The 21,480-nt window shown below is 74.7% G+C and carries 22 protein-coding genes; 10 read left to right on the top strand and 12 right to left on the bottom strand.

What is annotated here, in order from left to right; all coding sequences use genetic code 11:
• Window positions 1-7: 7 nt before the first annotated feature.
• Both ACZ7KX_RS06580 and ACZ7KX_RS06585 read left to right on the top strand, forming a co-directional pair.
• On the top strand, window positions 8-1,750 hold the full coding sequence (locus ACZ7KX_RS06580; RefSeq protein WP_470325593.1) for an Eco57I restriction-modification methylase domain-containing protein: 1,743 nt from the start codon (window positions 8-10) through the stop codon (window positions 1,748-1,750).
• Between the two features lie 12 nt (window positions 1,751-1,762).
• Window positions 1,763-2,533 (top strand): PaeR7I family type II restriction endonuclease, encoded by a 771-nt coding sequence (locus tag ACZ7KX_RS06585; RefSeq protein WP_470325594.1) that lies wholly within the window; start codon window positions 1,763-1,765, stop codon window positions 2,531-2,533.
• Window positions 2,534-2,635: 102 nt separating this feature from the next.
• Here ACZ7KX_RS06585 and ACZ7KX_RS06590 read toward each other — a convergent pair whose 3' ends face one another.
• From ACZ7KX_RS06590 to ACZ7KX_RS06615, 6 genes are all read right to left on the bottom strand, one after another.
• Entirely contained in the window at window positions 2,636-3,226 is a 591-nt protein-coding gene (locus ACZ7KX_RS06590; RefSeq protein WP_470325595.1) for a YbaK/EbsC family protein, read from the bottom strand.
• 363 nt (window positions 3,227-3,589) lie between these two features.
• Window positions 3,590-5,203, bottom strand: a complete 1,614-nt coding sequence (locus tag ACZ7KX_RS06595) for an ABC transporter permease (RefSeq protein WP_470325596.1) — start codon at window positions 5,201-5,203, stop codon at window positions 3,590-3,592.
• Window positions 5,197-6,105 carry an ABC transporter ATP-binding protein gene (locus ACZ7KX_RS06600; protein WP_470325597.1) on the bottom strand — a complete coding sequence of 303 codons (909 nt, stop codon included), beginning with the start codon at window positions 6,103-6,105 and terminating at the stop codon, window positions 5,197-5,199. The genes ACZ7KX_RS06595 and ACZ7KX_RS06600 overlap by 7 nt, the downstream gene beginning before the upstream one ends.
• Window positions 6,106-6,230: 125 nt before the next feature.
• The gene (locus ACZ7KX_RS06605) at window positions 6,231-6,815 is read right to left on the bottom strand and encodes a TrmH family RNA methyltransferase (RefSeq protein WP_470325598.1); all 585 of its coding nucleotides are present in this window, start codon (window positions 6,813-6,815) and stop codon (window positions 6,231-6,233) included.
• Window positions 6,812-7,456: a class I SAM-dependent methyltransferase gene (locus ACZ7KX_RS06610; protein WP_470325599.1), complete on the bottom strand. Its 645-nt coding sequence runs from the start codon at window positions 7,454-7,456 to the stop codon at window positions 6,812-6,814. The genes ACZ7KX_RS06605 and ACZ7KX_RS06610 overlap by 4 nt, the downstream gene beginning before the upstream one ends.
• Before the next feature lie 164 nt (window positions 7,457-7,620).
• Window positions 7,621-8,088 carry a carboxymuconolactone decarboxylase family protein gene (locus ACZ7KX_RS06615; RefSeq protein WP_470325600.1) on the bottom strand — a complete coding sequence of 156 codons (468 nt, stop codon included), beginning with the start codon at window positions 8,086-8,088 and terminating at the stop codon, window positions 7,621-7,623.
• A 234-nt stretch (window positions 8,089-8,322) separates the two neighbouring features.
• Here ACZ7KX_RS06615 and ACZ7KX_RS06620 point away from each other — a divergent pair, with 234 nt between their 5' ends.
• Window positions 8,323-8,520 carry a hypothetical protein gene (locus tag ACZ7KX_RS06620; protein WP_470325601.1) on the top strand — a complete coding sequence of 66 codons (198 nt, stop codon included), beginning with the start codon at window positions 8,323-8,325 and terminating at the stop codon, window positions 8,518-8,520.
• A 40-nt stretch (window positions 8,521-8,560) separates the two neighbouring features.
• Here ACZ7KX_RS06620 and ACZ7KX_RS06625 read toward each other — a convergent pair whose 3' ends face one another.
• On the bottom strand, window positions 8,561-11,104 hold the full coding sequence (locus ACZ7KX_RS06625) for a lysylphosphatidylglycerol synthase transmembrane domain-containing protein (protein WP_470325602.1): 2,544 nt from the start codon (window positions 11,102-11,104) through the stop codon (window positions 8,561-8,563).
• A gap of 293 nt (window positions 11,105-11,397) precedes the next feature.
• Window positions 11,398-12,159: an SDR family oxidoreductase gene (locus ACZ7KX_RS06630; RefSeq protein ID WP_470325603.1), complete on the bottom strand. Its 762-nt coding sequence runs from the start codon at window positions 12,157-12,159 to the stop codon at window positions 11,398-11,400.
• Between the two features lie 183 nt (window positions 12,160-12,342).
• Between ACZ7KX_RS06630 and ACZ7KX_RS06635 the strand changes: the two genes are divergently transcribed.
• The 4 genes from ACZ7KX_RS06635 (at window position 12,343) to ACZ7KX_RS06650 (ending at window position 15,176) form a co-directional block, all read left to right on the top strand.
• Entirely contained in the window at window positions 12,343-13,239 is an 897-nt protein-coding gene (locus ACZ7KX_RS06635) for a helix-turn-helix transcriptional regulator (protein WP_470325604.1), read from the top strand.
• Window positions 13,240-13,291: 52 nt separating this feature from the next.
• Window positions 13,292-13,558 carry a UBP-type zinc finger domain-containing protein gene (locus ACZ7KX_RS06640; RefSeq protein ID WP_350519841.1) on the top strand — a complete coding sequence of 89 codons (267 nt, stop codon included), beginning with the start codon at window positions 13,292-13,294 and terminating at the stop codon, window positions 13,556-13,558.
• Between the two features lie 176 nt (window positions 13,559-13,734).
• Complete coding sequence (locus tag ACZ7KX_RS06645; RefSeq protein ID WP_470325605.1) at window positions 13,735-14,007, top strand: hypothetical protein; 273 nt, start codon at window positions 13,735-13,737, stop codon at window positions 14,005-14,007.
• A gap of 176 nt (window positions 14,008-14,183) precedes the next feature.
• Window positions 14,184-15,176 carry a sigma-70 family RNA polymerase sigma factor gene (locus tag ACZ7KX_RS06650; RefSeq protein ID WP_470325606.1) on the top strand — a complete coding sequence of 331 codons (993 nt, stop codon included), beginning with the start codon at window positions 14,184-14,186 and terminating at the stop codon, window positions 15,174-15,176.
• Here the strand turns inward: ACZ7KX_RS06650 and ACZ7KX_RS06655 are convergent.
• On the bottom strand, window positions 15,069-15,473 hold the full coding sequence (locus ACZ7KX_RS06655) for a hypothetical protein (RefSeq protein WP_470325607.1): 405 nt from the start codon (window positions 15,471-15,473) through the stop codon (window positions 15,069-15,071). The genes ACZ7KX_RS06650 and ACZ7KX_RS06655 overlap by 108 nt on opposite strands.
• Before the next feature lie 98 nt (window positions 15,474-15,571).
• Between ACZ7KX_RS06655 and ACZ7KX_RS06660 the strand changes: the two genes are divergently transcribed.
• Window positions 15,572-16,063: an NUDIX hydrolase gene (locus tag ACZ7KX_RS06660; RefSeq protein ID WP_350519845.1), complete on the top strand. Its 492-nt coding sequence runs from the start codon at window positions 15,572-15,574 to the stop codon at window positions 16,061-16,063.
• 88 nt (window positions 16,064-16,151) lie between these two features.
• Here the strand turns inward: ACZ7KX_RS06660 and ACZ7KX_RS06665 are convergent, their stop codons facing one another.
• The 3 genes from ACZ7KX_RS06665 to ACZ7KX_RS06675 form a co-directional block, all read right to left on the bottom strand.
• Complete coding sequence (locus ACZ7KX_RS06665; protein WP_470325608.1) at window positions 16,152-16,910, bottom strand: Clp protease N-terminal domain-containing protein; 759 nt, start codon at window positions 16,908-16,910, stop codon at window positions 16,152-16,154.
• Window positions 16,911-17,008: 98 nt separating this feature from the next.
• Window positions 17,009-17,752, bottom strand: a complete 744-nt coding sequence (locus tag ACZ7KX_RS06670; RefSeq protein ID WP_470325609.1) for a tyrosine-protein phosphatase — start codon at window positions 17,750-17,752, stop codon at window positions 17,009-17,011.
• Window positions 17,753-17,881: 129 nt separating this feature from the next.
• Window positions 17,882-18,622, bottom strand: a complete 741-nt coding sequence (locus ACZ7KX_RS06675) for a VC0807 family protein (RefSeq protein ID WP_470325610.1) — start codon at window positions 18,620-18,622, stop codon at window positions 17,882-17,884.
• Between the two features lie 589 nt (window positions 18,623-19,211).
• Here ACZ7KX_RS06675 and ACZ7KX_RS06680 point away from each other — a divergent pair.
• Together ACZ7KX_RS06680 and ACZ7KX_RS06685 are read left to right on the top strand one after the other, a co-directional pair.
• Entirely contained in the window at window positions 19,212-20,051 is an 840-nt protein-coding gene (locus tag ACZ7KX_RS06680; protein ID WP_470325611.1) for an RNA polymerase sigma factor, read from the top strand.
• The gene (locus ACZ7KX_RS06685; RefSeq protein WP_470325612.1) at window positions 20,048-21,061 is read left to right on the top strand and encodes a hypothetical protein; all 1,014 of its coding nucleotides are present in this window, start codon (window positions 20,048-20,050) and stop codon (window positions 21,059-21,061) included. Before ACZ7KX_RS06680 ends, ACZ7KX_RS06685 begins: the two co-directional genes overlap by 4 nt.
• Window positions 21,062-21,480: the final 419 nt, after the last annotated feature.

Here is a 21,480-nt window from a genome sequence, read left to right on the forward strand (position 1 = left end):
GTAGCCCGTGACCTGGGCCTTTTGTCGTTCGTGGGCGCGCTCGGGCGGGGTGGGGCCGCTGTATGGTCGACCGGTGGCAAATCTCCCGCTCTTCGGCGTCGACAAGCAGGCTCTGCCAGAGGTCCCTGAAGAGGCGGTCGAGCACGGCGAGGTGTTCACGAGGCGCTGGGTCGTCGAGCTCATCCTCGATCTGCTCGGGTACACGGCGGACAAGGACCTCGCGCGGCTGAGGGTCGTCGAGCCGGCGTGCGGCGGGGGAGCGTTCCTCGGTGTGATCGCTTCCCGGATCAGCGCCTCGTGCCGGGCTCACGGTCGGCCGATCACCGATGCGGTGGGCGCTGTGCGTGCGTTCGACCTGCTCGGGCGGAACGTGGCAGAGAGCCGGGGGCTCGTCGAGCAGCGGCTCCAGGATGACGGCTGGGAGCGGGGCGACGCCCGGAAGGTCGCTTCGAGCTGGGTGGTACAGGACGACTACCTGCTCCGGGCCGACTCCGGGCAGCGCGCGGACTTCGTCGTGGGCAATCCCCCCTACATCAGGCTGGAGGACGTCCCCGAGGGGCGGATGGACGCCTACCGCCGTGCCTGCGCCACGATGGGAGGCCGCGCCGACATCTACATCGGCTTCTACGAGGTGGCACTCCGGAGCCTGGCGCCGGGGGGCCGTCTCGGGTTCATCTGCGCGGACCGCTGGATGCGGAACCAGTACGGCCGCAAGCTCCGGCATTTGGTGACGCGGGAGTTCAGCATGGACCTGGCGCTGGTGATGCACGACGTGGACGCGTTCCAGGAACAGGTCTCGGCCTACCCCGCGATCACGGTCGTCTCCCGCCGGGAGCAGGGCGGAGCGGTTGCGGCCGACACGACCCGGGCGTTCGGGGAGCCGGAGGCCCGCGAGTTCCTCGCCTGGTACGAGGCGGAGGACCGGGAGCCGATCGTCACGGCCGCTTACCAGGCCGCTCCGCTGCCGCACTGGTTCCCCGGAGAGGACTCCTGGCCGGCGGCCTCACCCGCGAGGCTGGCCGTTCTCGAGGATCTCAGCGACCGGTTCCGGCCGCTGGAGGACAGCGTCACGGGCACGCGCGTCGGCATCGGCATCGCCACCGGCGCGGACAAGGTCTTCATCACCGACGATCCCCAACTGGTGGAGGAGGACCGCCTCCTGCCCCTGGCCATGGTGCGGGACACCACCAGCGGCTCCATCGACTGGAGCGGCTCCCGTCTGGTCAATCCGTGGGACTCGGAGGGCCGACTCGTCGACCTCGCTGCCTATCCGAAGCTCGCCGCCCACTTCCGTCGGCACAGCGGGGTCCTGCGCAAGCGGTACGTGGCGGCCAAGCAGCCGGAGCGCTGGTACAAGACCATCGACAAGGTCGACCACGGGCTGACCAGTCGGCAGAAACTCCTGTTCCCGGACATGAAACTGACCATCCATCCGGTCCTTGACAAGGGCAGGTTGTACCCTCACCACAACCTGTACTTCATCGTCTCGGACGTCTGGAACATGCGGGTGCTCGGGGGCCTGCTCCTCTCCAAGGTGGCTGAGGCGTTCGTGGAGGCGTACGCGGTCAAGATGCGTGGGGGCACGCTCCGTTTCCAGGCGCAGTACCTCCGCAGGATCCGCGTGCCGGACCCGGCGGCCATCGCCGAGGAGGACCGGACCGCCCTGGCGCGCGCCTTCGACGAGCGGGACGTGGAGGCGGCCACCGAGGCAGCGCTGCGTGTCTACGGGCTCACCGAGCTTCCCGATTAGGAGGAACCGACCTTGACGGTCAGCCGCCAGGACTTCGAGGACGCCGTCGCGGCGTACTGGGGTGTCAAACAGGCCCAGAACGAACAGTCGGCGATCAAGGCGGCGGTCGGCGCGGGCACCGCCGGCTCCGTGCGGGGCGGCAAGCACTTCGACTCCATCGCGACCCTCCTCGCGAAGTTCTTCCTCGAAGCCGGCTACCCGCCCGGGAGCATCCGGATCGCCAAGTCCCAGCGGCTGGAACTCCCGGGCTACTACAGGCCCCAGAAGCAGTGGGACGTCGTCGTCGCGTACGAGGACACGCTGGTGGCCGCCTTCGAGCTGAAGGCCCTGGGCGGGCCGTCGTTCGGCAACAACTACAACAACCGGGTGGAGGAGGCCCTCGGCAGCGCCGTCGACCTCCGGAGGGCCGCGCTGGCCGACCTCTACCCCGGCGAGAAGCCCTGGCTCGGCTACTTCTTCATCATGCAGGACGAGGAGGGATCGAGGCGGCCGGTCAGGCCGGCCGCGGGAGCTCTCCCCGTCGAGGAGATCTGGCACGGCAAGTCCTACCAGGAACGGTTCGGCATCTTCTGCCAGCGGCTGATGACCGAGCAGCTGTACGACGCGGTCTGCTACGTCACGTCGTCCGCGACCGAGCCGAAGCCGAACGAGCCGGTCGCCAGTCTGGACTGGAGGCACTTCTCCGCCGCCATCAACGCGCGGATCGGCTACCTGCAGGAGCTGGGGTTGCCGAAGCCGCACTGGCCCGACAACCCGCTGTTCGGGGACCCCGGCCGGGGCTGATCGGGGTGGGGCCCAGGCCGGGGGTCGTCCGGCCTGGGCCTTTTGCGTCCGCGGGCGGGGGAGTGGGCCCGGTGTGGGTGGGCGGGCGGACGGATGGGTGGGTCAGGCGGCGATGGCGAGGATGTGGGGGTGGGCCAGGGTTCGGTAGGCGGCGGTGCACAGGGCGATCGAGCGGTCGAGTCGTGCTGCGTTGAAGTAGAGGTGGCGGTTGGTCAAGAGGTCGTGGTCCACGAGGAGTTCGAGGTCGGGGTGGAACGAGAAGGGGATGATCGAGCCGCTCGTGCAGCCGCTCAGTCGTTCGGCGGTGGTGCGGTCCGCGAAGCCGACCCGGTCGGATCCCAGGGCGTGGCCGACGGCATCCAGGTCGACCCGGCGGTCGCCCGGCACCACGGCGAGCGCGTAGCGGCCGCCGCCGTCCCGCTTGGTTCGTTTGGCTCGGAGGACGATGGACTTGGCGGCCTGTGCCAGTGGGTGGCCGCGTAGTTCGCTGGCGAGGGCGGTGTTCCCCTCCGGCTCGTGGCAGATCGTGCGGTAGGCGGCGGGGTTGGTCGCCAGGAGGACCAACAGTCTTCTGTAGGTGGAGAGTTCGGCGGGGTCGAAGGGTGCGGTGGGGTCGGAGGAGTCGGAGGAGTCGGTGATCCCGGTCGGGCGTCCGCCGGTGTCCGGGCTCGTGCTGGACAGGGCAGGGGTCATGGGTGCGTCCTCACAGACGGGCATCGGGGCGTGGCGCGGCCCGTCGCCCTGCCTGCGCAGCACGACGGGCCGTCGTTCTGGGCCTTGCCTGGTGCTGTGGTGCGGTTGACGGTCCTGGGCGCGCGCGGCCCTGGCCCACCGTGCGCCGGGAGGATCGCCTCGGCGAGGGTCGGGCCTGCCAGGGCGCTCGGGTGTTCGGCGCCTCCGGGACCGGGCCATCGTACTCCGGCGCTCCGGCCCCGGGCCGGGCCCAATCTGCCGGTTGACCGGCAGCTTTGCGGACCCGGGCGGGCGCGCGGACTCCTTGTTGCCGGAGGCGACGGGCACCTGTCCGGACGGGGGCGCTCGCGCCCGCCCGGCGGCTCAGCGGGTGGCGTGGCGTATCGCGTCCACCGTGAGCACGCCCAGCGCCAGTACGGCGGCGAGGCCGGCGACGGCTGCGGGTGCCGGGGCGCGGTCCCCCGAGACGCCGAGGAAGTCCAGCCCGCCGACGTGGTTGATCATTCCGTACCAGAGCAGCGGGTAGACGGTCTGGAACAGCCGGGGGCCGCGGGTGACGGTGCCGCAGAGCATGGCCAGGGCTGGGATCAGCAGTGCGCCGGCCAGGGCGCCCGCGGCGGCGCGGGGCTCTCCGGCGCCGAGCAGCCGGACCAGCGATCCGGCCACCACCGCGAGTGCCGGGACGATTCCGGCGAGCAGGGCGGCCAGCCCCCGGCGGAGCGGGGACGGGCAGGCGCCGAGCAGTTCGGCGGTGCTGCCGCCGTCCGCCCGGTGGCCCATCCGGGACCAGAGCAGCACCGGCCACAGCATCGCGAACGGCAGCACCGCGTGGCTCGGCCCGTCCGGTGCCACGCTCAGTGCCGCCGCGGCGATGACGGCGGCCCCGGCCCACCACCACTGCTGCCCCTGCACCAGGATCCGCAGCTCGCCGGTGAGCGCGGCGGTCACCGTGCGGCCCTGGCGGGCCGGGGTCAGCCGGGCCGGATCCAGGGCGAAGCCGGCCGCTCCGGGCTCCGGTGCCGTGCCGGCCCGTTCGCCGTCCCGCGCCGCGCTGCGGCCCCATCCGCCCGGACGCACCCCCGTCGCGCCCGGGCGGAGCCCCGTCGGGGCCGGGCGGGCCTCCGTCCCGTCGAAGCGCCGGAACCACAGCGCCCCGAGCAGCGCGAGCCCGAGCGCCGCCGCGATCAGCAGCAGCCCCGTCGCGGCCGGCCCGCCCGCCTCGCCCGGCCCCAGACCGGGCCAGTCGAAGGTGCCGAGCACCCGGTTGTCCGCCGTCAGCCCGACCCCGAACTCCACACCGTCGACCGGCCGTCCGCCGGCCGCGAGCACCTCCCGGATCGACGCGGTGATCCGGCGCATGCCCAGCAGGTCCAGCCCGCCGGTGGTCTGCGCGCCCAGGACGAACACCAGCCAGACCGCGAACCAGACCATCGACCCCAGCCCGCCGCGCAGCCCGGGCACGGTGTCGAAGAGCACCGCGCACCCGGCCACCGCCGCCAGCAGCGGCAGCGTGATCAGGACGTACGGCAGCAACAGCCGCACCACGTCCACCCGGTCCGAGTCCCCCTTGAGCAGCTGCACCCCGAGGGCCGTCCCGGCCAGGGCGAGCAGCATCGAGCCGAAGAGCAGCAGGTTGCTGCCGAACTTGCCCGCCAGGTAGGCGATCCGGCCCGTCGGCGTGGCGGCGAGCAGTCGGCCCACGCCGCTCTGCTCGTCCCGGGGGATCGCCCCGCGCGCGATGCCGAAGCCCGCCAGCGAGAGCCAGACCGCGCCGCCGAGCGCGGTCACCGTCCCCACGTAGCCGCTGGTGTAGCGGCCGTGGAGGTCGGTCACCTGGAACACCTCCCACCGGGAGTCGCCGAGCGGTGCGGCCAGTAGTCCGAGGGCGAGCGTGCCGATCAGCACGACCAGGTACCCGGGCCGCCGCCGACGCTCCCGGAAGTCGGCCAGCGCGAGCGCCCCGACGCGCGTCACCACGCCGCCACCTCCTCGGCTGACGCCGAGGTCCCGGCCGGGGCGGCGGTGAGCAGCAGGTACGCGTCCTCCAGCCGGGGCGTGACGGGCTGCGCCTCCGGTGCGGGCCGGCCCCCGGACAGCACCCGGACCCGGACGCCCTCCGGGGTGCGGGTGGTGCCGCCGAGCAGGAACCGCGAACGCAGCGACGGGAGTCGGTCGGCGGCGACGGTCAGCTCCCACACCGAGCCCTCCGCGCGGCCCAGGAGCTCCTCCGGAGTGCCGTGGTGCAGCAGCCGGCCGTGCCCCATGACGGCGATCCGGTCCGCCGTGGCGGCGACGTCCGGGACGATGTGGGTGGACAGCACGACGATCCGGTCGGCGCCGAGCGCGCTCAGCAGGCTGCCGAAGCGCAGGCGCTCCTCCGGATCCAGCCCGACCGTCGGCTCGTCCACGATCAGCAGGGCCGGGTCGTTGAGCAGCGCCTGGGCGATGCCGACCCGCTGGCGCATCCCGCCGGACATCGCCCCGAGCCGCTGCCCGGCCGCGCCCGACAGGTTGACCAGGTCGAGCAGTTCGTCGATCCGGGCCTTCGCGGGGCGGCGCCGCATGCCCTTGGCGGCGGCCAGGTACCCGAGGAACTCGCGGGCGGTGAGCTGCGGGTACACGCCGAAGTCCTGCGGGAGGTAGCCGACGGCACGGCGCAGCGGCCCGGGGCGGCGGGCGGTGTCGACGCCCTCCCAGAGCACCCGGCCCGAGGAGGGCCGGGTGACCGTGGCCAGGATGCGCATCAGGCTCGACTTGCCGGCGCCGTTGGCGCCGAGCAGGCCGAGCACGCCGGGCCGTAGCGTCAGCGAGAAGGAGTCCACCGCGCGCTTGCCGCCGCGGTACTCCTTGGTCAGGTCGAGGATCCGGAGTTCGGTCACGACCGGAATGCTTCCGGGCGGGGCCCGTTCGCACATCTGCCGTTCGGCAGAGATGCGCGGGTTTCCGGGCGGAAACGGCGGGAGGGGTGGGCCTTTCGGCACACCCCTCCCGCCGTTCACACGACTCAGTCCTCGTCGCCGCCGAGGTCGCCGAGGTCGCCCGCGAGGTCGCCGTCCGGGGTGCCGCTGATCGCGTACCCCTGCCGGCGCGCCTCGTAGCAGGCCACCGTCGCGGCCGCCGACACGTTCAGCGAGCCGACCCGGCCCAGCTGCGGCACGAACACCACCTGGTCGCAGAGCGCCAGCGCCTCGGGCGTGATCCCGCGGTCCTCGTGCCCGAGCACGAAGGCCACCGCCGGGGTCAGCTCGGCGGCGAACATCGGCACGGCCTCGTCCGCCAGCTCCAGGCCGACCACCTTGAAGCCGTCGGCCTTCGCCGCCGCCACCGCCTCGGCGACGGTCGGGAAGTGCTCCACCTTCAGGTACTTGTCGGTGCCCATCGCGGCCTTCTGCGCGCCGGACGAGCGCACCGACGGGGTGTCCCCGGTCAGGTACAGCTTCTCGGCACCCATCGCCGCACCGGTCCGGACCACCGAGCCGACGTTGAACGGCGACTGCAGGTTCTCCAGGATCATCGCGAGCCGGAACGCGTTGCTGCGCCGCCAGGATCGGTGCAGTCGCTTCAGTTCGGTCCCGCGCAGCTGCTTCACGTCGTCGTCCCTCGTCCGCTCTCGGAGCCCTCGCCCGCCTCGGGGCGGGGCCGCACTTCCAGAATCCGGCTCCCGTTGACCGACGTGACCCGGCTGGTCGGGTAGCCCTGCTCGTTCAGCCACTTCTGGAGCGAGTCCGAGCCCAGGTGCTTCTGCACCACCAGGAACGCCGAGCCGTCCGGGGTCAGCCGGCCGAGCCAGTGCGCGAGCAGGCGGCGCAGCGCGGCCTTGCCGATCCGGATCGGCGGGTTGGAGTAGATGGTGGCGAAGCGGACGTCCTCGGGGACGTCGTCGGGCAGGGCGGCGTGGACGTTCCCGAGCCCCAGCGCCTCGGCGTTCAGCCGGACCAGCTCCAGGGCGCGCTCGTTGACGTCCACCGCCCAGACCGGGAGGCGCTTGCGCCGGCTCGCCCAGGTGAGCGCGATCGGACCGTACCCGCAGCCGATGTCCAGGATCGGGCCGCGCACCCGCGGCGCGGGTGCGTGCTCCAGCAGGATCCGGGTGCACGGGTCGAGCCGGCTGCGGGAGAACACCCCGGTGTCGGTGGTCAGTTCCAGGGTGAGGTCCGGCAGGGAGACCGTGATCGGCCGGCGGTCGCTGGCGACCTCGGGTGCACCGGTGAAGTAGTGCGAGCCGGACATGCTTTCCCCGTCGTTCGTATGGGCCTCGGGGCCACCGGGTGGGTGTGGGTAAGCCCTTTGTACGGCACCGATCGTACCCCCGGCGGCCTCGGCGGCGTTCCGGGCGGGCGGGCCGGCGGGCGCCGCGGCGGGCCCCGGGGCGGATCGGACGGCGGGCCCTCCGCTCAGGCGGCGCCGGGGACGTTGCGGGTGGCCACGTTGAGGCGGTTCCAGGCGTTGACGGTGAAGCAGACCGAGATCAGCTGCGCCGGCTCGGCCTCGGCGAAGTGCTCGGCGGCCCGGGCGTACACCGCGTCCGCCACCCCGTCGCCGACCCGCGCGATCGCCTCGGCGAGCGCCAGGGCGGCCCGCTCCCGCTCGCCGTACACCCCGGCCGGGGCCTCCGGCCAGACCGGCAGCAGGTAGATCCGCTCGTCGCTCTCGCCGGCCTTGCGGGCGTCCTTGGTGTGCACGTCCAGGCAGTACGCGCAGCCGTTCAGCTGCGAGGTGCGCATCTGGACGAGCTCGACCAGCGCCGGGTCCAGGCCCTCGCGGGCGGCGGCGTCCAGGGCGATCATCGCGCGGAACACCTTCGGGACGGTGCGGGCGTAGTCGAGGCGGGCGGGGGATCCGATGGTCCCGTTCGTCGTCATGACGACGACCCTAGGGACGGAGTGCACCCGTCATCAGGGTCATTCGGGCGCATGATCCGCGGGTCAATCAGGGGGGCGCGCGCCGGGCCCGGGCCGCGTCCGGGCCGGGCGTCGCGCGGCCTCCGGCAACACGCCGGGGCGGACCCGGCGCTTCGCGTCGGGGCGCCGGGCGGCGGATACTTCCAGTACGCCACCCGAGCCCGTGGGAGCCTCCGAACAGTGAGGACGGACGCCATGCCGCAGGATCACGAGGAGTACCTGATCGACGAGACCGTCGAGACCGTCGAGCCGGACGAGGAGGCGCCGAAGGTCGACGAGTACGACGAGGTCGCCGAGCGCCGCGCCCTCGGCGCCGACCCGGCCACCGACGTCGCGGACGCCGCGGAGCAGTCCCGGGTGGTCCAGCTCGACGAGGACGAGTACCGGGAGTAGCCGCCGGGGCGGTGGTCCCCGGGGCGGTGGCCCCCGGGGTCTACAGCGCGCGACGGCGCTGCAGCCAGGCCATCGCGGCCCACCCCGGGAGCACCGGCAGGATCAGCGTCAGCAGCCGGTACAGCGCCACCGCCGCCAGTGCGCCGCCCTTCTCCATCGACGCGGTCTGCTGCAGCAGCGTGATCAGCGCCCCGTCCACCGCGCCGGCCCCGCCCGGGGTCGGCGCCGCGCTGCCCGCCGCGTTGCCCACCAGGAACACCACCGCGACGGAGGCGAAGGACGGCTCGCGGCCGATCGCCCGGGCGCAGCAGTAGAGGCAGGAGATCAGGCAGATCGACACCAGCAGCTGGCCGGTCACGCCCACCGCCAGGCGGGTCGGGCTGCGCAGCAGGTCCAGCAGTCGGGGCAGCACCTCGGTCGTCAGCGGCCGCAGCCGCGCGGCCAGCCACCGCCGGGCCACCGGGATCGCCGACACCACCGCCAGCAGGGCCGCTGCGCCCGCCAGCCCGCCCACCACGGCGGGCAGCGCGTCCAGCTCGGAGCCGCCCGGCTGCAGGTCCAGCAGGTAGACGAAGGCGCCCAGCTGCAGGAGGTGCAGCACGAGCCCGATCATCGTCCCCACGCCGACGCTGGACAGCGCCTGCGCCGTCGGGATGCCCGCCTTCTGCAGCAGCCGGGTGTTCAGCGCCACCCCGCCGACCCCGCCGGGTGACACCAGCTTCACGAACGACCCGGCCACCTGCGCCAGCACCGCGTTGCGGAAGTCCAGGCGTTCCGGCACGAAGCCGACGAAGCCCATCGCCGCCGTGACGTGGCTGGTCGCCGCTGCCGCCAGTGCCAGGAGCAGCCACCACGGATCGGCGTCGGCCAGGGCGGAGACCGGATTGTCCTCCGCCGCGAACAGCTGCGGGATGAGCAGCCACCCGGCCACCACCCCGCCCACGACGGCCAGCAGCGTCCGGGGCCGCAGCCGCTCCAGGCGCACCGGCCGGCCCACCACCTGCGGGCGTGCCCGCAGCACCTCGGCCCGGATCTCCTCCAGCAGCCCGCCGGGCGCGGGGGCGTGCTCGGCCTGCGCGCCGTCGCTGCCGGAGCCGGCGGTCGGGGCGGTGGATGTGGTGGCGGACGTGGCGGTGAGCGTGGCGGTGACGGCGTTCGCACGGTTGCCGGCGGTGGGGCGGGAGCCCGCGTCGGCGGGTGACGGCTCCGGGTGGACCGGGGCCGGTCGGGCGGGTTTCCCGTGGCGTTTGAGGGCGCGGCGGGTGGTGTGGGTGAGCGCCATGGGTTGGAGGAGGGGGAGGACGGCGTCGATCGGGTCGGGGCCGAGGACGGCGGTGGCGGTGCGGACCGAGCGGGCGGCGCCGGTGCGCAGGGCGAGCGTGGTGAGGAGCTGGGCGACGTCGCAGCGCAGCACGAGTTCGGTGGCGGCGATGTCGCCGTCGGCGAAGTCGACCAGGTGCACCGCGCCCGAGCCGTCCACCAGCAGGGAGGAGGGGACGAGGGCGCGGTGGGCGATCTCGCGGCGCTGGAGGAGGGCGAGCTGGCCCCAGGCGTCGACGAGCAGCTCGTCGGTGATCTCCTCGTCGGCGAGCTGGTCCAGGGTGCGGCCGTCCAGCCGCTCGTACGCGATGAGGGCGGTGTCCTGGCCGAGGCCTGCGGTGGCGGCGATGTCGCGGGTGCGGACGCCGGCCGCCAGGGCCGCGTACGTGACCAGGGCCTCGTGCTCCAGCCCGGTGCGCGGGGAGCGCAGGGCCCGGGGGTCGGGGGCGGTGCGCAGGCGCAGTCGGCGCCAGGCCCGCTGGACGGCGGCGGCGGTGACGGCCTGCCGGTCGAGGAGCTGGACGTCGAGGTCGGGGCGGCCGTCGGTCTGCCGGACCCGGTAGCGGTCGGGCCCGGTCGGCTGGGCCTCGACCGGGCGCAGGCCGCTCTCGCGCAGGGCGCGCAGGATCTCGCCGGGCCGGGGGCAGGGGTCGGGGCTGCCGACCGCGTACAGGGTGCCGTGGGCGCCGGTCCAGCCGATCAGCAGGCCGAGCAGCAGTGCGGTGGGGGTGGCGTAGCCGCAGGCCAGTCCGGCGAGGCCGGAGAGGGCGAGGACCGTCCAGGGCAGGCGGCGTTCACGGCTGCCGGAGGCGGTCATGAAGGCGAGGACCGGGGCGAGGTAGCCGTAGACCGGCTCGGTGCGCCCGAGGACGTTGCCGGGCAGCGGCTGGGTGAGCGCGGTGAGCAGCGAGTGCGGGGCGAGGCTGTCGGCCCACAGGTCCACGCCGAGGGTGGCGCCGTACGCGAGGACGGCGGCGAGCAGTCCGTCGGAGACCTGCTGGAGGGCCCGCCGCCGGTCGGGGCCGAACAGGCGCCGGACGGCGAGGCCGACCGGCAGCAGCAGGACGGCGGCGGTGGTGAGACCGCCGGCCAGGCTCGCCAGCGGTCGCGGCACCAGGCCGGCGGCCTCGGCGACGTCGGCGGCGATGCCGCCGGTGGTGGCGCGGGCGTAGTCGGCGAGCAGCAGGGTCAGCGCGATGGCGAGCAGGCCGCCGAGCAGCCGGATCAGGGCGACGGGTTGCCGCAGCCGACCGGTGGCGGGCATCGTCCGGGCCAGGAACCGGGCCGGTCCGGGCTGCCCGGGTATGCCGTCGGCGCCCCTCGCGCCGGCGCCTCTCGGGCCACTGCCCGGAGCGCCGCCGCTCGCAGCGCCACCACCTGCAGCGCCACTGCCCACAGCCCGGCTGTCCGGCGCCCCCGCGCCGCCGTTGCGCTGCGCAGGCACACCTCCGGTGTCGCCACCGTCGGTGTCGCCGTTCGTTCTCCCCGTCACGATCGCCACGGGTGGCATGCTCCCATGTCACCCGTGGACGCGGAGCGGGGACGCCGGTGGGCCGGTCACGCCTGCCGGGTCGGCAGCACGACCAGGTGGCGCAGGTTGACGTGCCGGGGGCGGCTGACGGTGTACGCGACGAGGTCGGCGATGTCCTCGGCCGCGAGCGCCGGGATGGCGGCGAACATGCCGCCGAGCTGGTCGCGCAGCACCGGGTTGTCGATGTGCCCGCCGAGTTCGGTGTCGGTCAGGCCGGGCTCGACGGCGCTGACCCGGACGTCGCGCGGGCCGAGCTCGCTGCGCAGGGCGGCCGACAGCTGGGTGAGCGCGGCCTTGGTGGCGCCGTACACGGCGTAGTCGGGGAAGACCACGTGCGAGGCGATCGAGGAGACGTTGACCAGGTCGGCGGTGCGGCCCTCGGCGGCGGCCGCGGTGAGGTCGGCGGTGAAGGCGCGGACGATCCGCAGCGCGCCGGTGAGGTTGGTGTCGACCATGCGGGTCCACTCGTCGATCCGGCCGTCGGCCAGGGGGTTGGGCAGCATCACCCCGGCGTTGTTGACCACCAGGTCGACCTGTCCCCAGGCGTCGTGGACGGCCTTCGCGGCGGCGTCCACGGAGGCCTGGTCGGTGATGTCGGCGGTGACGGCGAGCGCCTGGCCGCCCGCCGCGGCGATCTCGGCGGCGAGGGCGTCCAGCCGCTCGGTGCGGCGGGCGAGCAGGGCGACCCGGGCGCCCTGGGAGGCGAGCGTCCGGGCGGTGGCGGCGCCCATGCCGCTGGCGGCTCCGGTGACGACGGCGGTGCGGGCGGCGAGGGGGGCGAGGCTCATCGGGGGCTCCGGGTTCCTGGTGCGGTCGGGCTGACGTCGACCACTCTGCGCGGACCGCGACGGCCGACCCAGGGCCGTGTGCTTCCCGGGTACCGCCGTCCTGGGAACTCCCTTCCGGGGACGGCCTTTCCTGGGAACGGCAGTACCACCCTCGCTCCGCCGCACGCGACTAACCTGCCGGGCATGGAGAACACCTTGGGGGACTTCCTCCGTTCGCGCCGGGCCCGGATCCTGCCCGAGGAGGTCGGCCTGCCCTCGCACGGCCGCCGCCGGGTGCAGGGCCTGCGCCGGGAGGAGGTGGCGCAGCTCGCGGGCGTCAGCGTGGACTACTACGTCCGGCTGGAGCAGGGCCGGGGCGGCAGCGCCTCGGACGCGGTGCTGGACGCGGTGGCCCGGGTGCTGCGGCTGGACGCGGTGGAGACGGCGCACCTGCGCTCGCTCGCCCGGCCGCCCAGGGCCCCGACCGGGACGGCCGCCGGCCGGGGGCGGGCGCGGCAGCAGGTCCGGCCGGGGACGAGGCTGCTGCTGGACCTGATGACCGGGGTGCCGGCCTTCGTCCTGGGCCGCCGGATGGAGGTCCTGGCGTGGAACGCCCTGGGCGAGGCGGTGAACGGTTTCTCCACGCGTCCGGACGGCGGCGCGGACGGCCCGCCCAACCAGGCCCGGCACGCCTTCCTCGACCAGGCGGCCCGGGAGTACTACCGGCAGTGGGACGCGGTCGCCGCGGAGACCGTCTCCTACCTGCGCCGGGATGCCGGACTGCACCCCGACGACCCGGTGCTGAGCGCGCTGGTCGGCGAACTATCGGTGCGCAGCGAGGAGTTCGGCCGACTCTGGGCGGACCACCTGGTCCGGGAGAAGACCCACGGCGTCAAGCTGGTCCGGCACCCGCTGGTCGGCGACCTGGACTTCGGCTACGAGACCCTGGGCGTCAACGGTTCGCCGGACCAACTGCTGGTCGTCTACACCGCCCCGGTGGGGTCGCCGACCGCGCAGAAGCTGGCCCTGCTGGCGAGTTGGACGGCCCCGGCCGGGACGGCCGAGGCGGCCGGCCCCTCCGGGGTGTCGGAGGCGTCCTGAGCGGCCCGTCCCTGAGCGGGCGGAGCGGCCCCGAGCGGCTTAGCCTGCACTCATGAGTGCCTGCGAAGACCTCGCTCTGGCCCCTCAGGACATCGAGCCGCTCCCGCCCGCCGGCGGCTGCGCCGAGTGCCTGGCGCAGGGCCGCAGGGACTGGGTGCACCTGCGGATCTGCCTGGACTGCGGCCACGTCGGGTGCTGCGACTTCTCGCCGCAACGGCACGCCGCCGCGCACTTCCACAACACCTCCCACCCGGTGATCCGCTCGTACGAGCCGGGGGAGGACTGGCGCTGGTGCTTCGTCCACGAGGTCATGGGCTGAGGGAGACCGTGGGCCGGGGGAGGCCGTGGGCCGGGGCGGGCCTTCGTCACGGGTCGCGGGCTGCGGGCCGCCCCGGTGGCACGGGCGCGCAAGCCGGATAAAATCCGGACATAGCGACCGCGCGGCCCCTCCGGTCGACAGCCGTCCGGCCGGTGACCGCCGAAGGGAGGCCGACGATGACCAAGCGAGCCCCGGGCAGCACCGCCCAGCTCCGTCAGGGCACCCAGGAACTGCTCGAACGCCGCGGCATGGCGAGCCCACCCGCCCGGATCGCGCCGAAGCTGCGCACCGGTGCGATGTCCGCGGCCGGCACCGGCCACGGCAGCGGCGACGTGTTCCGCCACGGCGGGCGCGACGCGCCGACCACCGCCGTCCACGCCGCCCCCGCGATGCACGGTGAGCTCAAGGGCCACCGGCACCGCGGCGCGGAGAAGCACTCCGCGCACTGAGCGGCCGCCCGGCGCGCCGTTCCGCCGAGGGGCGGGCGCCGGGCCGTCGGCGCCCGCCCCTGATGCGCGGTCAGGGGCGTTGCGGGGAGCGGCCGGAGCGCGGCGGGCCGGACTGTCGGTGCCCTGCGCTAGGTTCGTCCCGTTCAGCACGCACGGCAGGACGACGGGGGCACACCATGGCCGACGTGATCACGGAGGAGCCGGTCGAGCTCCAGCTGGAGCGGTACCGGACCGAACTCACCGGCTACTGCTACCGCATGCTCGGCTCGGTCTTCGAGGCCGAGGACGCGGTGCAGGAGACCATGGTCCGGGCCTGGCGAGGGCACCGGGGCTTCGAGGGCCGGGCGGCGCTGCGCTCCTGGCTGTACCGCATCGCCACCAACGTCTGCCTGGACGCGTTGAACGGCCGCAACGCCAGGGCCCGTCCGATGGACCTGGCGGGCCCGGTCACGGTGGCCGCGGCGCACGGCACGCAACTGCCCGAGGTGACGTGGATCGGCCCCGCCCCGGACGGCCGGGTGCTGCCCGAGACGGGGGACCCGGCCGAGGTGGCCGCCCAGCGCGAATCGGTGAAGCTGGCCTTCGTGGCCGTGCTGCAGCGGCTCGCGCCCCGGCAGCGCGCGGTGCTGATCCTGCGCGAGGTGCTCGGCTGGAAGGCCGCCGAGGTGGCCGAACTCCTCGGCGTCACGGTGGCCTCGGTCAACAGCGCACTGCAGCGGGCCCGTGCGGTGCTCGCCTCGGACGCCCCGGCCGCCCGGCCGGCCCCCGCGCTGGACGAGGACCACCGCGCGCTGCTGGACCGCTACGTCCGCGCCTTCGAGGCCTACGACATGGACGGCCTGGCCGCGCTGCTGCACGAGGACGTCACGCTCAACATGCCGCCGTTCGCGATGTGGCTGCAGGGGGAGGACGAGATCAGGGCCTGGATGCTGGGCCCCGGGAACGGCTGCCGCGGCTCCCGGCTGCTCCCGGTCACGGCCAACGGCGGGCCGGCCTTCGCCCAGTACCGGCCGAGCCCGGCGGGCGGGCACGAGCCGTGGGCGCTGATCGTGCCGGAGGTGTCAGCGGGCCGGATCACCGGGTTCACCAACTTCCTGGACACCGACGTGCTCTTCCCGCTGTTCGGCCTGCCGCCCCGGCTGGACGCCGAGGAGGGCGACACCGAGTAGTCCGGCCGGGTCGAGTAGTCCGGCCGGGCCGAGCGGATCGGTCGGGCCGAGCGGATCGGCCGCGTCCGGCAGCAGCGCCGCGAGCCCGCTGAAGGCGAGCAGTTCGCGCAGCGGGCCGCTCGCGTTCAGCAGCACCACGCCCACCCCGTGCCGGGCTGCGGCGAGCCTCAGCCTGGCGAGCGCGTCGACGACGGCGAGGTCGGGGGCGCCCAGCGCGCCCAGGTCGCAGGTCAGTACGGTCACGGCGGGTGCGGTGCCGGGCGTCGTGCCGGGTGTCGTCCCGGTGGCGGTCGTCATGCGGGTTGGACCGGCGTGAGGGCGCCGACTCATCGGTCCGGCCCGAAATCCGGTGGCAGAGTGGGGTCGCCGAATCCACGCGCCCCAGGAGGACCACCGTGACGACAGAGCCCTTGAAGTCCCGCGAGGAATGGCTGGCGTCCCTGCCCAGGATCTACGCGGCGGCGGGCTGCCTGCTGCGGGACGAGTCCGGCCGGGTCCTGATCGTGAAGGCCGGGTACCGCGAGCACTGGCAGTTCCCGGGCGGCACGATCGACCTCGGCGAGGGCCCGGTCGAGTGCGCCGTACGGGAGTTGGAGGAGGAGACCGGGATCGTCGGGGAGGCCGGGGAGCTGCTGGCCATCTCCTGGACCCACCCGTCGGGCGAACTCGACCACCCCGCGGAGCACTTCATGTTCGACTTCGGCACCGTCCCGGACGGCACCCCCGTGACCGTCCCGGCCGGTGAGCTGGACGACCACCGCTGGGCCCCGGTCGAGGAGGCGTTGGAGCTGCTCGGCCCCGCCCGCTCGGCCCGGCTGCGGGCGGCCCTGGAGGCGGCCGAGGACGGCCGGGTCCGGATCGTCACCACCAACGTCTCCGGTTTCTGACCTGATCCGGGTTCCGGCCTGATCCGGTTTCCGGGAGGAAGTGCCGCGCCCCGGTCGGGAGTTCCGCCCGGGGTGCGGCGCCGGGTCCTCAGCCCTGCTGCTCGGACTCGGTGTTCCGGGCGGCGACGAGGGCGGCGATGGCCTCCGAGACGAAGGTCTCCGCCTCGGACTTGTCCACGCCGAGCGAGGTGAGGACGTCCTGCCCGTTGTCCTGCTCCAGCAGTGCCAGCAGGACGTGCTCGGTGCCGACGTAGTTGTGGCCGAGCCTGAGCGCCTCGCGGAAGGTCAGCTCCAGCACCTTCTTGCTCCCCGCGTCGAACGGGATCAGTGCGGGCAGCTCGGCGGCGGCGGCCGGCAGGGCGGCGGTGGCCGCCGCCCGCAGGGCCTCGGGGGTGACGCCCTGGGCGGCGAGCGCCTTCATCCCGATGCCCTCGGGCTCGGCGAGCAGGCCGAGCAGCAGGTGCGCCGTGGTGATCTCGGCGTTGGCCGCCTTCCGGGCCTCCTCCTGGGAGGCGACCACGACGCTGCGGGCCCGGGGGGTGAAGCGGCTGAAGCCCTGGCTGGGGTCGAGGTCGTCGGGGGTGGCCGGGTCCTTGGGGACGAAGCGCTTCTGGGCGGCCTGCTTGCTGACGCCCATGCTGCGGCCGATGTCGGTCCAGGAGGCGCCGGAGCGGCGGGCCTGGTCGACGAAGTGGCCGATCAGGTGGTCGGCGAGTTCGCCGAGGTGGTCCGCGGCGATGACCGCGTCGGAGAGCTGGTCCAGCGCGTCGGTGTGGACCTTCTTGATCGCCGCGATCAGGTCGTCGAGGCGCAGCGGAGTGGTGTTGGGAACAACGGGATTCTCCATGCGTCAACCGTAGGTTGTCGATCGGAGGACGTCAACCATCGGTTGACGATTGATTGGGAGGTCCCGGAGGCCCGCTCGGTGCGGCTTCGGCGACCGTCCTACGCGGCGGGCAGCAGCCGACCGCGGACGGCGGCGATCCGGGCGGGCGTGACGCCCGCGGCGAGCAGGTAGCCGGCCGGGTCGAACCCGTCGAGCGCGGCCCCCAGGGCGGCCTCGGCGGTGGTCCCGGCCTCGGCGAGCACCGCGTCGATCCGGCGGTACGGGTCGGGCAGGCCCAGCATCCCGTACAGCGGGCGGACGTTGGGGGCGCTCTGCAGGTAGTCCTCCGCGATCGCGGCCCGGTCGACCCCGGCCAGGGCGAGCAGCAGCAGGGCGGCGAGGCCGGTGCGGTCACGGCCGGCGCCGCAGTGCACGACCACGCCTCCGGGGCGGGCGCCGGCGATCGCGGCGATCAGCGCGGCGGCGGCGTGCGGGCAGTGGTCCAGGTACGGGCGGAGCGCGAGCGGGGTGCCGTCCAGCCGGCCGTGGGCCTCCCACCAGGCGGGGCCGGCGAGCTCGTCCAGCGGGACCCGGATCAGGTCGACGCCGTCGGGGAGCGGGAGGAGCGGCTTGTACTCCTCGGTGTTGCGCAGGTCGATCACGGTGCGGACGCCGTGGTCGAGGAGGGCGTCCCAGCCTTCGGCGGTGAGGCGGTCCAGGTTGTCCGCCCGGACGATCGCGCGGCGGGCGGTGAGCCGGCCGGAGGCGGTGGGCAGCCCGCCCAGGTCGCGGACGTTCAGGCAGCCGTCCCAGACGAGGGTGCGGTCCTCGATGGTGGTCAGCGCGTCCGTCGTCCGGTGCATGGGGCTCCCCGTTTCCTCGTCGGGGGTCCCGTTACCCCCTCGTTATGTAAGGACTCCCGGGGGATCCGGATGGTTCCTGGCCGTTCGAGCGCCCGGAACCGTTTGTTCACGTGCCGGTCGGGGCGGTGCTCAGTCGGCGGTCGGGGCCTCGGCCTCGGCGCCGACCAGCTTCTCCATCGGCTCGACGGCGATCTGGCCGAGCATCGAACCGGCCACGATCGCGCCGATCAGGAACACGGTGGACAGCCAGGCCATGGTCGACACCGGCAGGGTGAAGGCGCCGACCACCCGGGCCGCGCACTCGGCCAGCAGGGCGGTGCCCCAGATGGCCGAGAACAGGCGCTCGTGGCGGCGGAAGGACCGCGACGCGGCCGCCCGGCCCTCGGCCAGCCGCTGCCAGGCGGCGGAGCGGTCCCGCTTGCCCTTGGTGACGAAGGGCATCAGCACCGGGCTCATCACCGGCCTGCCGATCAGCGCGGAGACCAGGATCGCGAGTGCCACGGTGCCGCTCAGGCCGCCGTCCTTGGCGATCATCAGCCGGGCGTCGCCGGTGACGAAGGTCAGTGCCAGGCCCGCCAGGTTGACGGTCAGCATCAGCGTGGCCCACAGGTTGAGCTTGCGCTCGCGCAGCAGGCCGACGACGGTGCGGGCAGCCGGGAAGGCACTGCTCCAGGCCAGCGCGGCGAACTCGCTCAGGCCGCAGGCCGAGTGCAGCAGGTAGTAGCCGGCCAGCGGCGCGGCGACGTCGAGCGCCAGCGGGCGGAGGCCGGAGGCCAGCGGGTTGGGGGCCTCGGCCTGGGCGGAGCCGGCGGTGGTGGCCTGCGCGGGAGCTGCGACGGTGACGGCGGCGGCGCTGACGGTCTGGCTCACGGTGGGTTCCTCCCCGGCTGGTGGCCGCGGGCTGCTGCCCGCGTCGTGCCTCCAGTCTTTCCGTCCGACCCTCCGTCGGAGCAGTGCCGTCCGTTGCGGGATCCGCGTGACAGTTGTCATGATGCGCGCCGTGACACCCCGCCCCACCTGCGGTTCTTCCGGCCGACCCCGGGGGAGGTCCACGGCTCGTGGCGCACGGGGCCGGGCGGCGGACGGTGTCGAAGCGCTCGTCCCCGGCGTGCCGGGCGGCGGCCGTCGGGTCGGGCGCGGCGGGCCGGTCCGGGGTCGAAGTCGGGCGGCGCCCGGTCGGCGGCGGGGCACCTCGGATCCCGGCGGCGGATCCCGGCGGCGGATCGCTGCGGGCGGATCCCGGCGGGCGGGTCGCAGCACGCGGGGGCGCGTGGCCGGACCGGGCTTCCGGCGCCCCGCCCCCGGACGCGGCGGCAGGCCGGACTGATTCGTCCACGGATGACACTTTCAGGGCAGGCCCGAAGGGGCGGCGGACGAAGGGCGGCAGCGCGCGGGGGCCCGGCCCCTGGGTGGTCCGGTCCTTCGGTCGAAGCCGACCTGATCGTCGGAATGGCGCATCATGTGGCGGGTGCAGAGTGCAGAGCGCCCCGGAGCGGGCACCGGCAGCCGCGTCGGCCGGTCCGGACCAGTACCGACCACCGGCCCACCCCCGGGACCGGTCGCCGCTCCCATCGATCTGACCGAGGCGGTCCGAGCCGCGCAGGGCGGGGACGAGGAGGCGTTCCGGCTGCTGTTCCGGACCGTCCAGCCCGGCCTGCTGCGCTACCTGCGGGTGCTGGTCGGCGGCCGGCCTGAGGACATGCAGGACGCCGAGGACATCGCCTCGGAGGCCTGGCTGCAGATCGCCCGCGACCTGCACGGCTTCTCCGGCGACGGGGACGGCTTCCGCGGCTGGGCCGCCACGATCGCCCGCCACCGGGCGCTCGACCACCTGCGCGCCCGCCGCCGCCGTCCGGTCGCCGACCTGCCCTTCGAGTACCTCGTCGAGCTGGCGGCCGGGGACGACACCGCGGGCGCCGCGCTGACCACGGTCGGTACCGCCGACGCGCTGGCACTGATCTCCCGGTTGCCCCGTGACCAGGCCGAGGCGGTCCTGCTGCGGGTGGTCATGGAGCTGGACGCGGAGAGCGCCGCCCGGGTGCTCGGCAAGCGGGCCGGCAGTGTCCGGATGGCCGCCCACCGGGGGCTGCGCCGGCTGGCCAAGCTGCTGGAGCAGCCCTACGCGTCCGGTGACGGGATCCCGGCCGCGTGGCCGGGGGACCGGGATCCGGCCCCCGGCGGGACCGCCGGAGGGAGCGCCGGCAAGGCCTCCGCGCAACCCGCGGGGAAACCGCCGAAAAAAAATTCTCCGCAGGGTGTGACAGAACGCCGGGCCGCGACGCTGAAGGACATGAGATGAGCACCAACCGATCCCGTCGGATCGACCGTGATACCGCCGAGCAACTGCTCGGCGGTGCCGTGGCCGCCCCGTCGGCCGGGCAGGGCGCCTCGCTCACCGGACCGGACGGAGACCCCGGGCAGCTCGCCCGGGTGCTCGCCGCGGCCGCCGCTCCCGCGACGGTCGGCGAACTGGCCGGGGAGGAGGCCGCGCTGGCCGCGTTCCGGGAGGCGAGTCTCACGCCCGCACCCGTAGTGACCCCAGTCCGGAGACGATCGATGGCAACCGCCGCGCTGGCCAGGGCCTTCAGCACGAAGGCTGCTGCCGTCGTGCTCGGCGCCACCGCGCTGTGCGGGGTCGCGGTCGCCGCCGGCACCGGCAACCTGTCGTCCGCGCTGGGCGGCCTCGGCGAACCGGAGCACACGCTCGGGGCCCAGGGCGCTTCCGGCAGTGCGTCGGCCGCCGGTTCGCCCGGCGCTGCCCCGTTCGCCCCGGGGGCCGGGTCGGCCCGTCCGTCCGGCGGTGCCTCCGCGGGCCAGCAGACGGTCGCCCCGTCCGGCAGCCCGACCCCCGGCACCCCGTCGGCCGAGGGCCGCGGCGACCGTCCCGTCGTCCCGCCCGCGCTGCTCGGCCCGTGCCGGAGCTTCGCCGACCGGATGGCCAAGGGCGAGCGCCAGGCCCAGCTGGTCACCGATCCGGTCTACGGCCCGCTGGTCGCGGCGGCCGGGGGCGCGGACCGGGTGGCGGACTTCTGCGCCGGCGCGGGGGACGACGACCACCAGGGCACCGGCGCGCAGCCGCGCGACCCCGCCAGGACCGGCGCCGCGCCCGGCACCGGCAAGGGCAGCACCGACGGCAGGAACGGCGGGGGCGGCAACGCCAACGGCGGCAGCAACGGTGAGGACACCGGCGGCGTCGTCAAGCCCGGCAAGGGCGGCGTGACCGTACCGGCCGTGCCCGCCACACCCCTGGTACCCGACGTCCGGGCGAGCAAGCCCGGTCACGCCGACGGCCAGAACACCGAGAGGTAACCCCGAGAACTCCGGGTGAGCGGCGAGCGACTCCCCCCGGGCTCGCCGCCCACCCGGATCGCACCACCCGCGGGACGCACCACCACCCGCGGGACAGCAGGAAGCAGTACCACCCGAAGACCCCGGGTGGCCGGTCGGCTCCCCCGTGCCCACCGTCCACCCGGCCGGCCCCGGCCGGACCGGCAAGGCGTCACCCCGGACGCGCCGCCGGCCCGGCCGGCCCGGAAACGTGCGGCCCGCCCTCCCGCAGTCAGGGCGGGCCGCACCCCCGCGCCGGGGGAAGGGGGGAAACTGGCCCGGCCCCCCACCCCCAACCCCCCCACCCGTTCTTTGGGGAAGCCCGCAACCACCCGGGCAAGCGGTCCCCCACCCCCCCCCCAAGGCAATTGGGGGTCTCCCCAATCTCCAACAGAGGGAGG

Source organism: Kitasatospora sp. NPDC038210 (assembly GCF_055600605.1).

Bases quoted from the DNA above. Each gene is read 5' to 3' on its own strand.
- ACZ7KX_RS06610 (WP_470325599.1), bottom strand. From the start codon at position 7,456: ATGTCCGGCTCGCACTACTTCACCGGTGCACCCGAGGTCGCCAGCGAC.
- ACZ7KX_RS06645 (WP_470325605.1), top strand. From the start codon at position 13,735: ATGACCAAGCGAGCCCCGGGCAGCACCGCCCAGCTCCGTCAGGGCACC.
- ACZ7KX_RS06650 (WP_470325606.1), top strand. From the start codon at position 14,184: ATGGCCGACGTGATCACGGAGGAGCCGGTCGAGCTCCAGCTGGAGCGG.
- ACZ7KX_RS06665 (WP_470325608.1), bottom strand. From the start codon at position 16,910: ATGGAGAATCCCGTTGTTCCCAACACCACTCCGCTGCGCCTCGACGAC.
- ACZ7KX_RS06635 (WP_470325604.1), top strand. From the start codon at position 12,343: ATGGAGAACACCTTGGGGGACTTCCTCCGTTCGCGCCGGGCCCGGATC.
- ACZ7KX_RS06620 (WP_470325601.1), top strand. From the start codon at position 8,323: ATGCCGCAGGATCACGAGGAGTACCTGATCGACGAGACCGTCGAGACC.
- ACZ7KX_RS06680 (WP_470325611.1), top strand. From the start codon at position 19,212: ATGTGGCGGGTGCAGAGTGCAGAGCGCCCCGGAGCGGGCACCGGCAGC.
- ACZ7KX_RS06670 (WP_470325609.1), bottom strand. From the start codon at position 17,752: ATGCACCGGACGACGGACGCGCTGACCACCATCGAGGACCGCACCCTC.
- ACZ7KX_RS06655 (WP_470325607.1), bottom strand. From the start codon at position 15,473: ATGACGACCGCCACCGGGACGACACCCGGCACGACGCCCGGCACCGCA.
- ACZ7KX_RS06685 (WP_470325612.1), top strand. From the start codon at position 20,048: ATGAGCACCAACCGATCCCGTCGGATCGACCGTGATACCGCCGAGCAA.
- ACZ7KX_RS06615 (WP_470325600.1), bottom strand. From the start codon at position 8,088: ATGACGACGAACGGGACCATCGGATCCCCCGCCCGCCTCGACTACGCC.
- ACZ7KX_RS06625 (WP_470325602.1), bottom strand. From the start codon at position 11,104: ATGCCCGCCACCGGTCGGCTGCGGCAACCCGTCGCCCTGATCCGGCTG.
- ACZ7KX_RS06630 (WP_470325603.1), bottom strand. From the start codon at position 12,159: ATGAGCCTCGCCCCCCTCGCCGCCCGCACCGCCGTCGTCACCGGAGCC.
- ACZ7KX_RS06590 (WP_470325595.1), bottom strand. From the start codon at position 3,226: ATGACCCCTGCCCTGTCCAGCACGAGCCCGGACACCGGCGGACGCCCG.
- ACZ7KX_RS06640 (WP_350519841.1), top strand. From the start codon at position 13,292: ATGAGTGCCTGCGAAGACCTCGCTCTGGCCCCTCAGGACATCGAGCCG.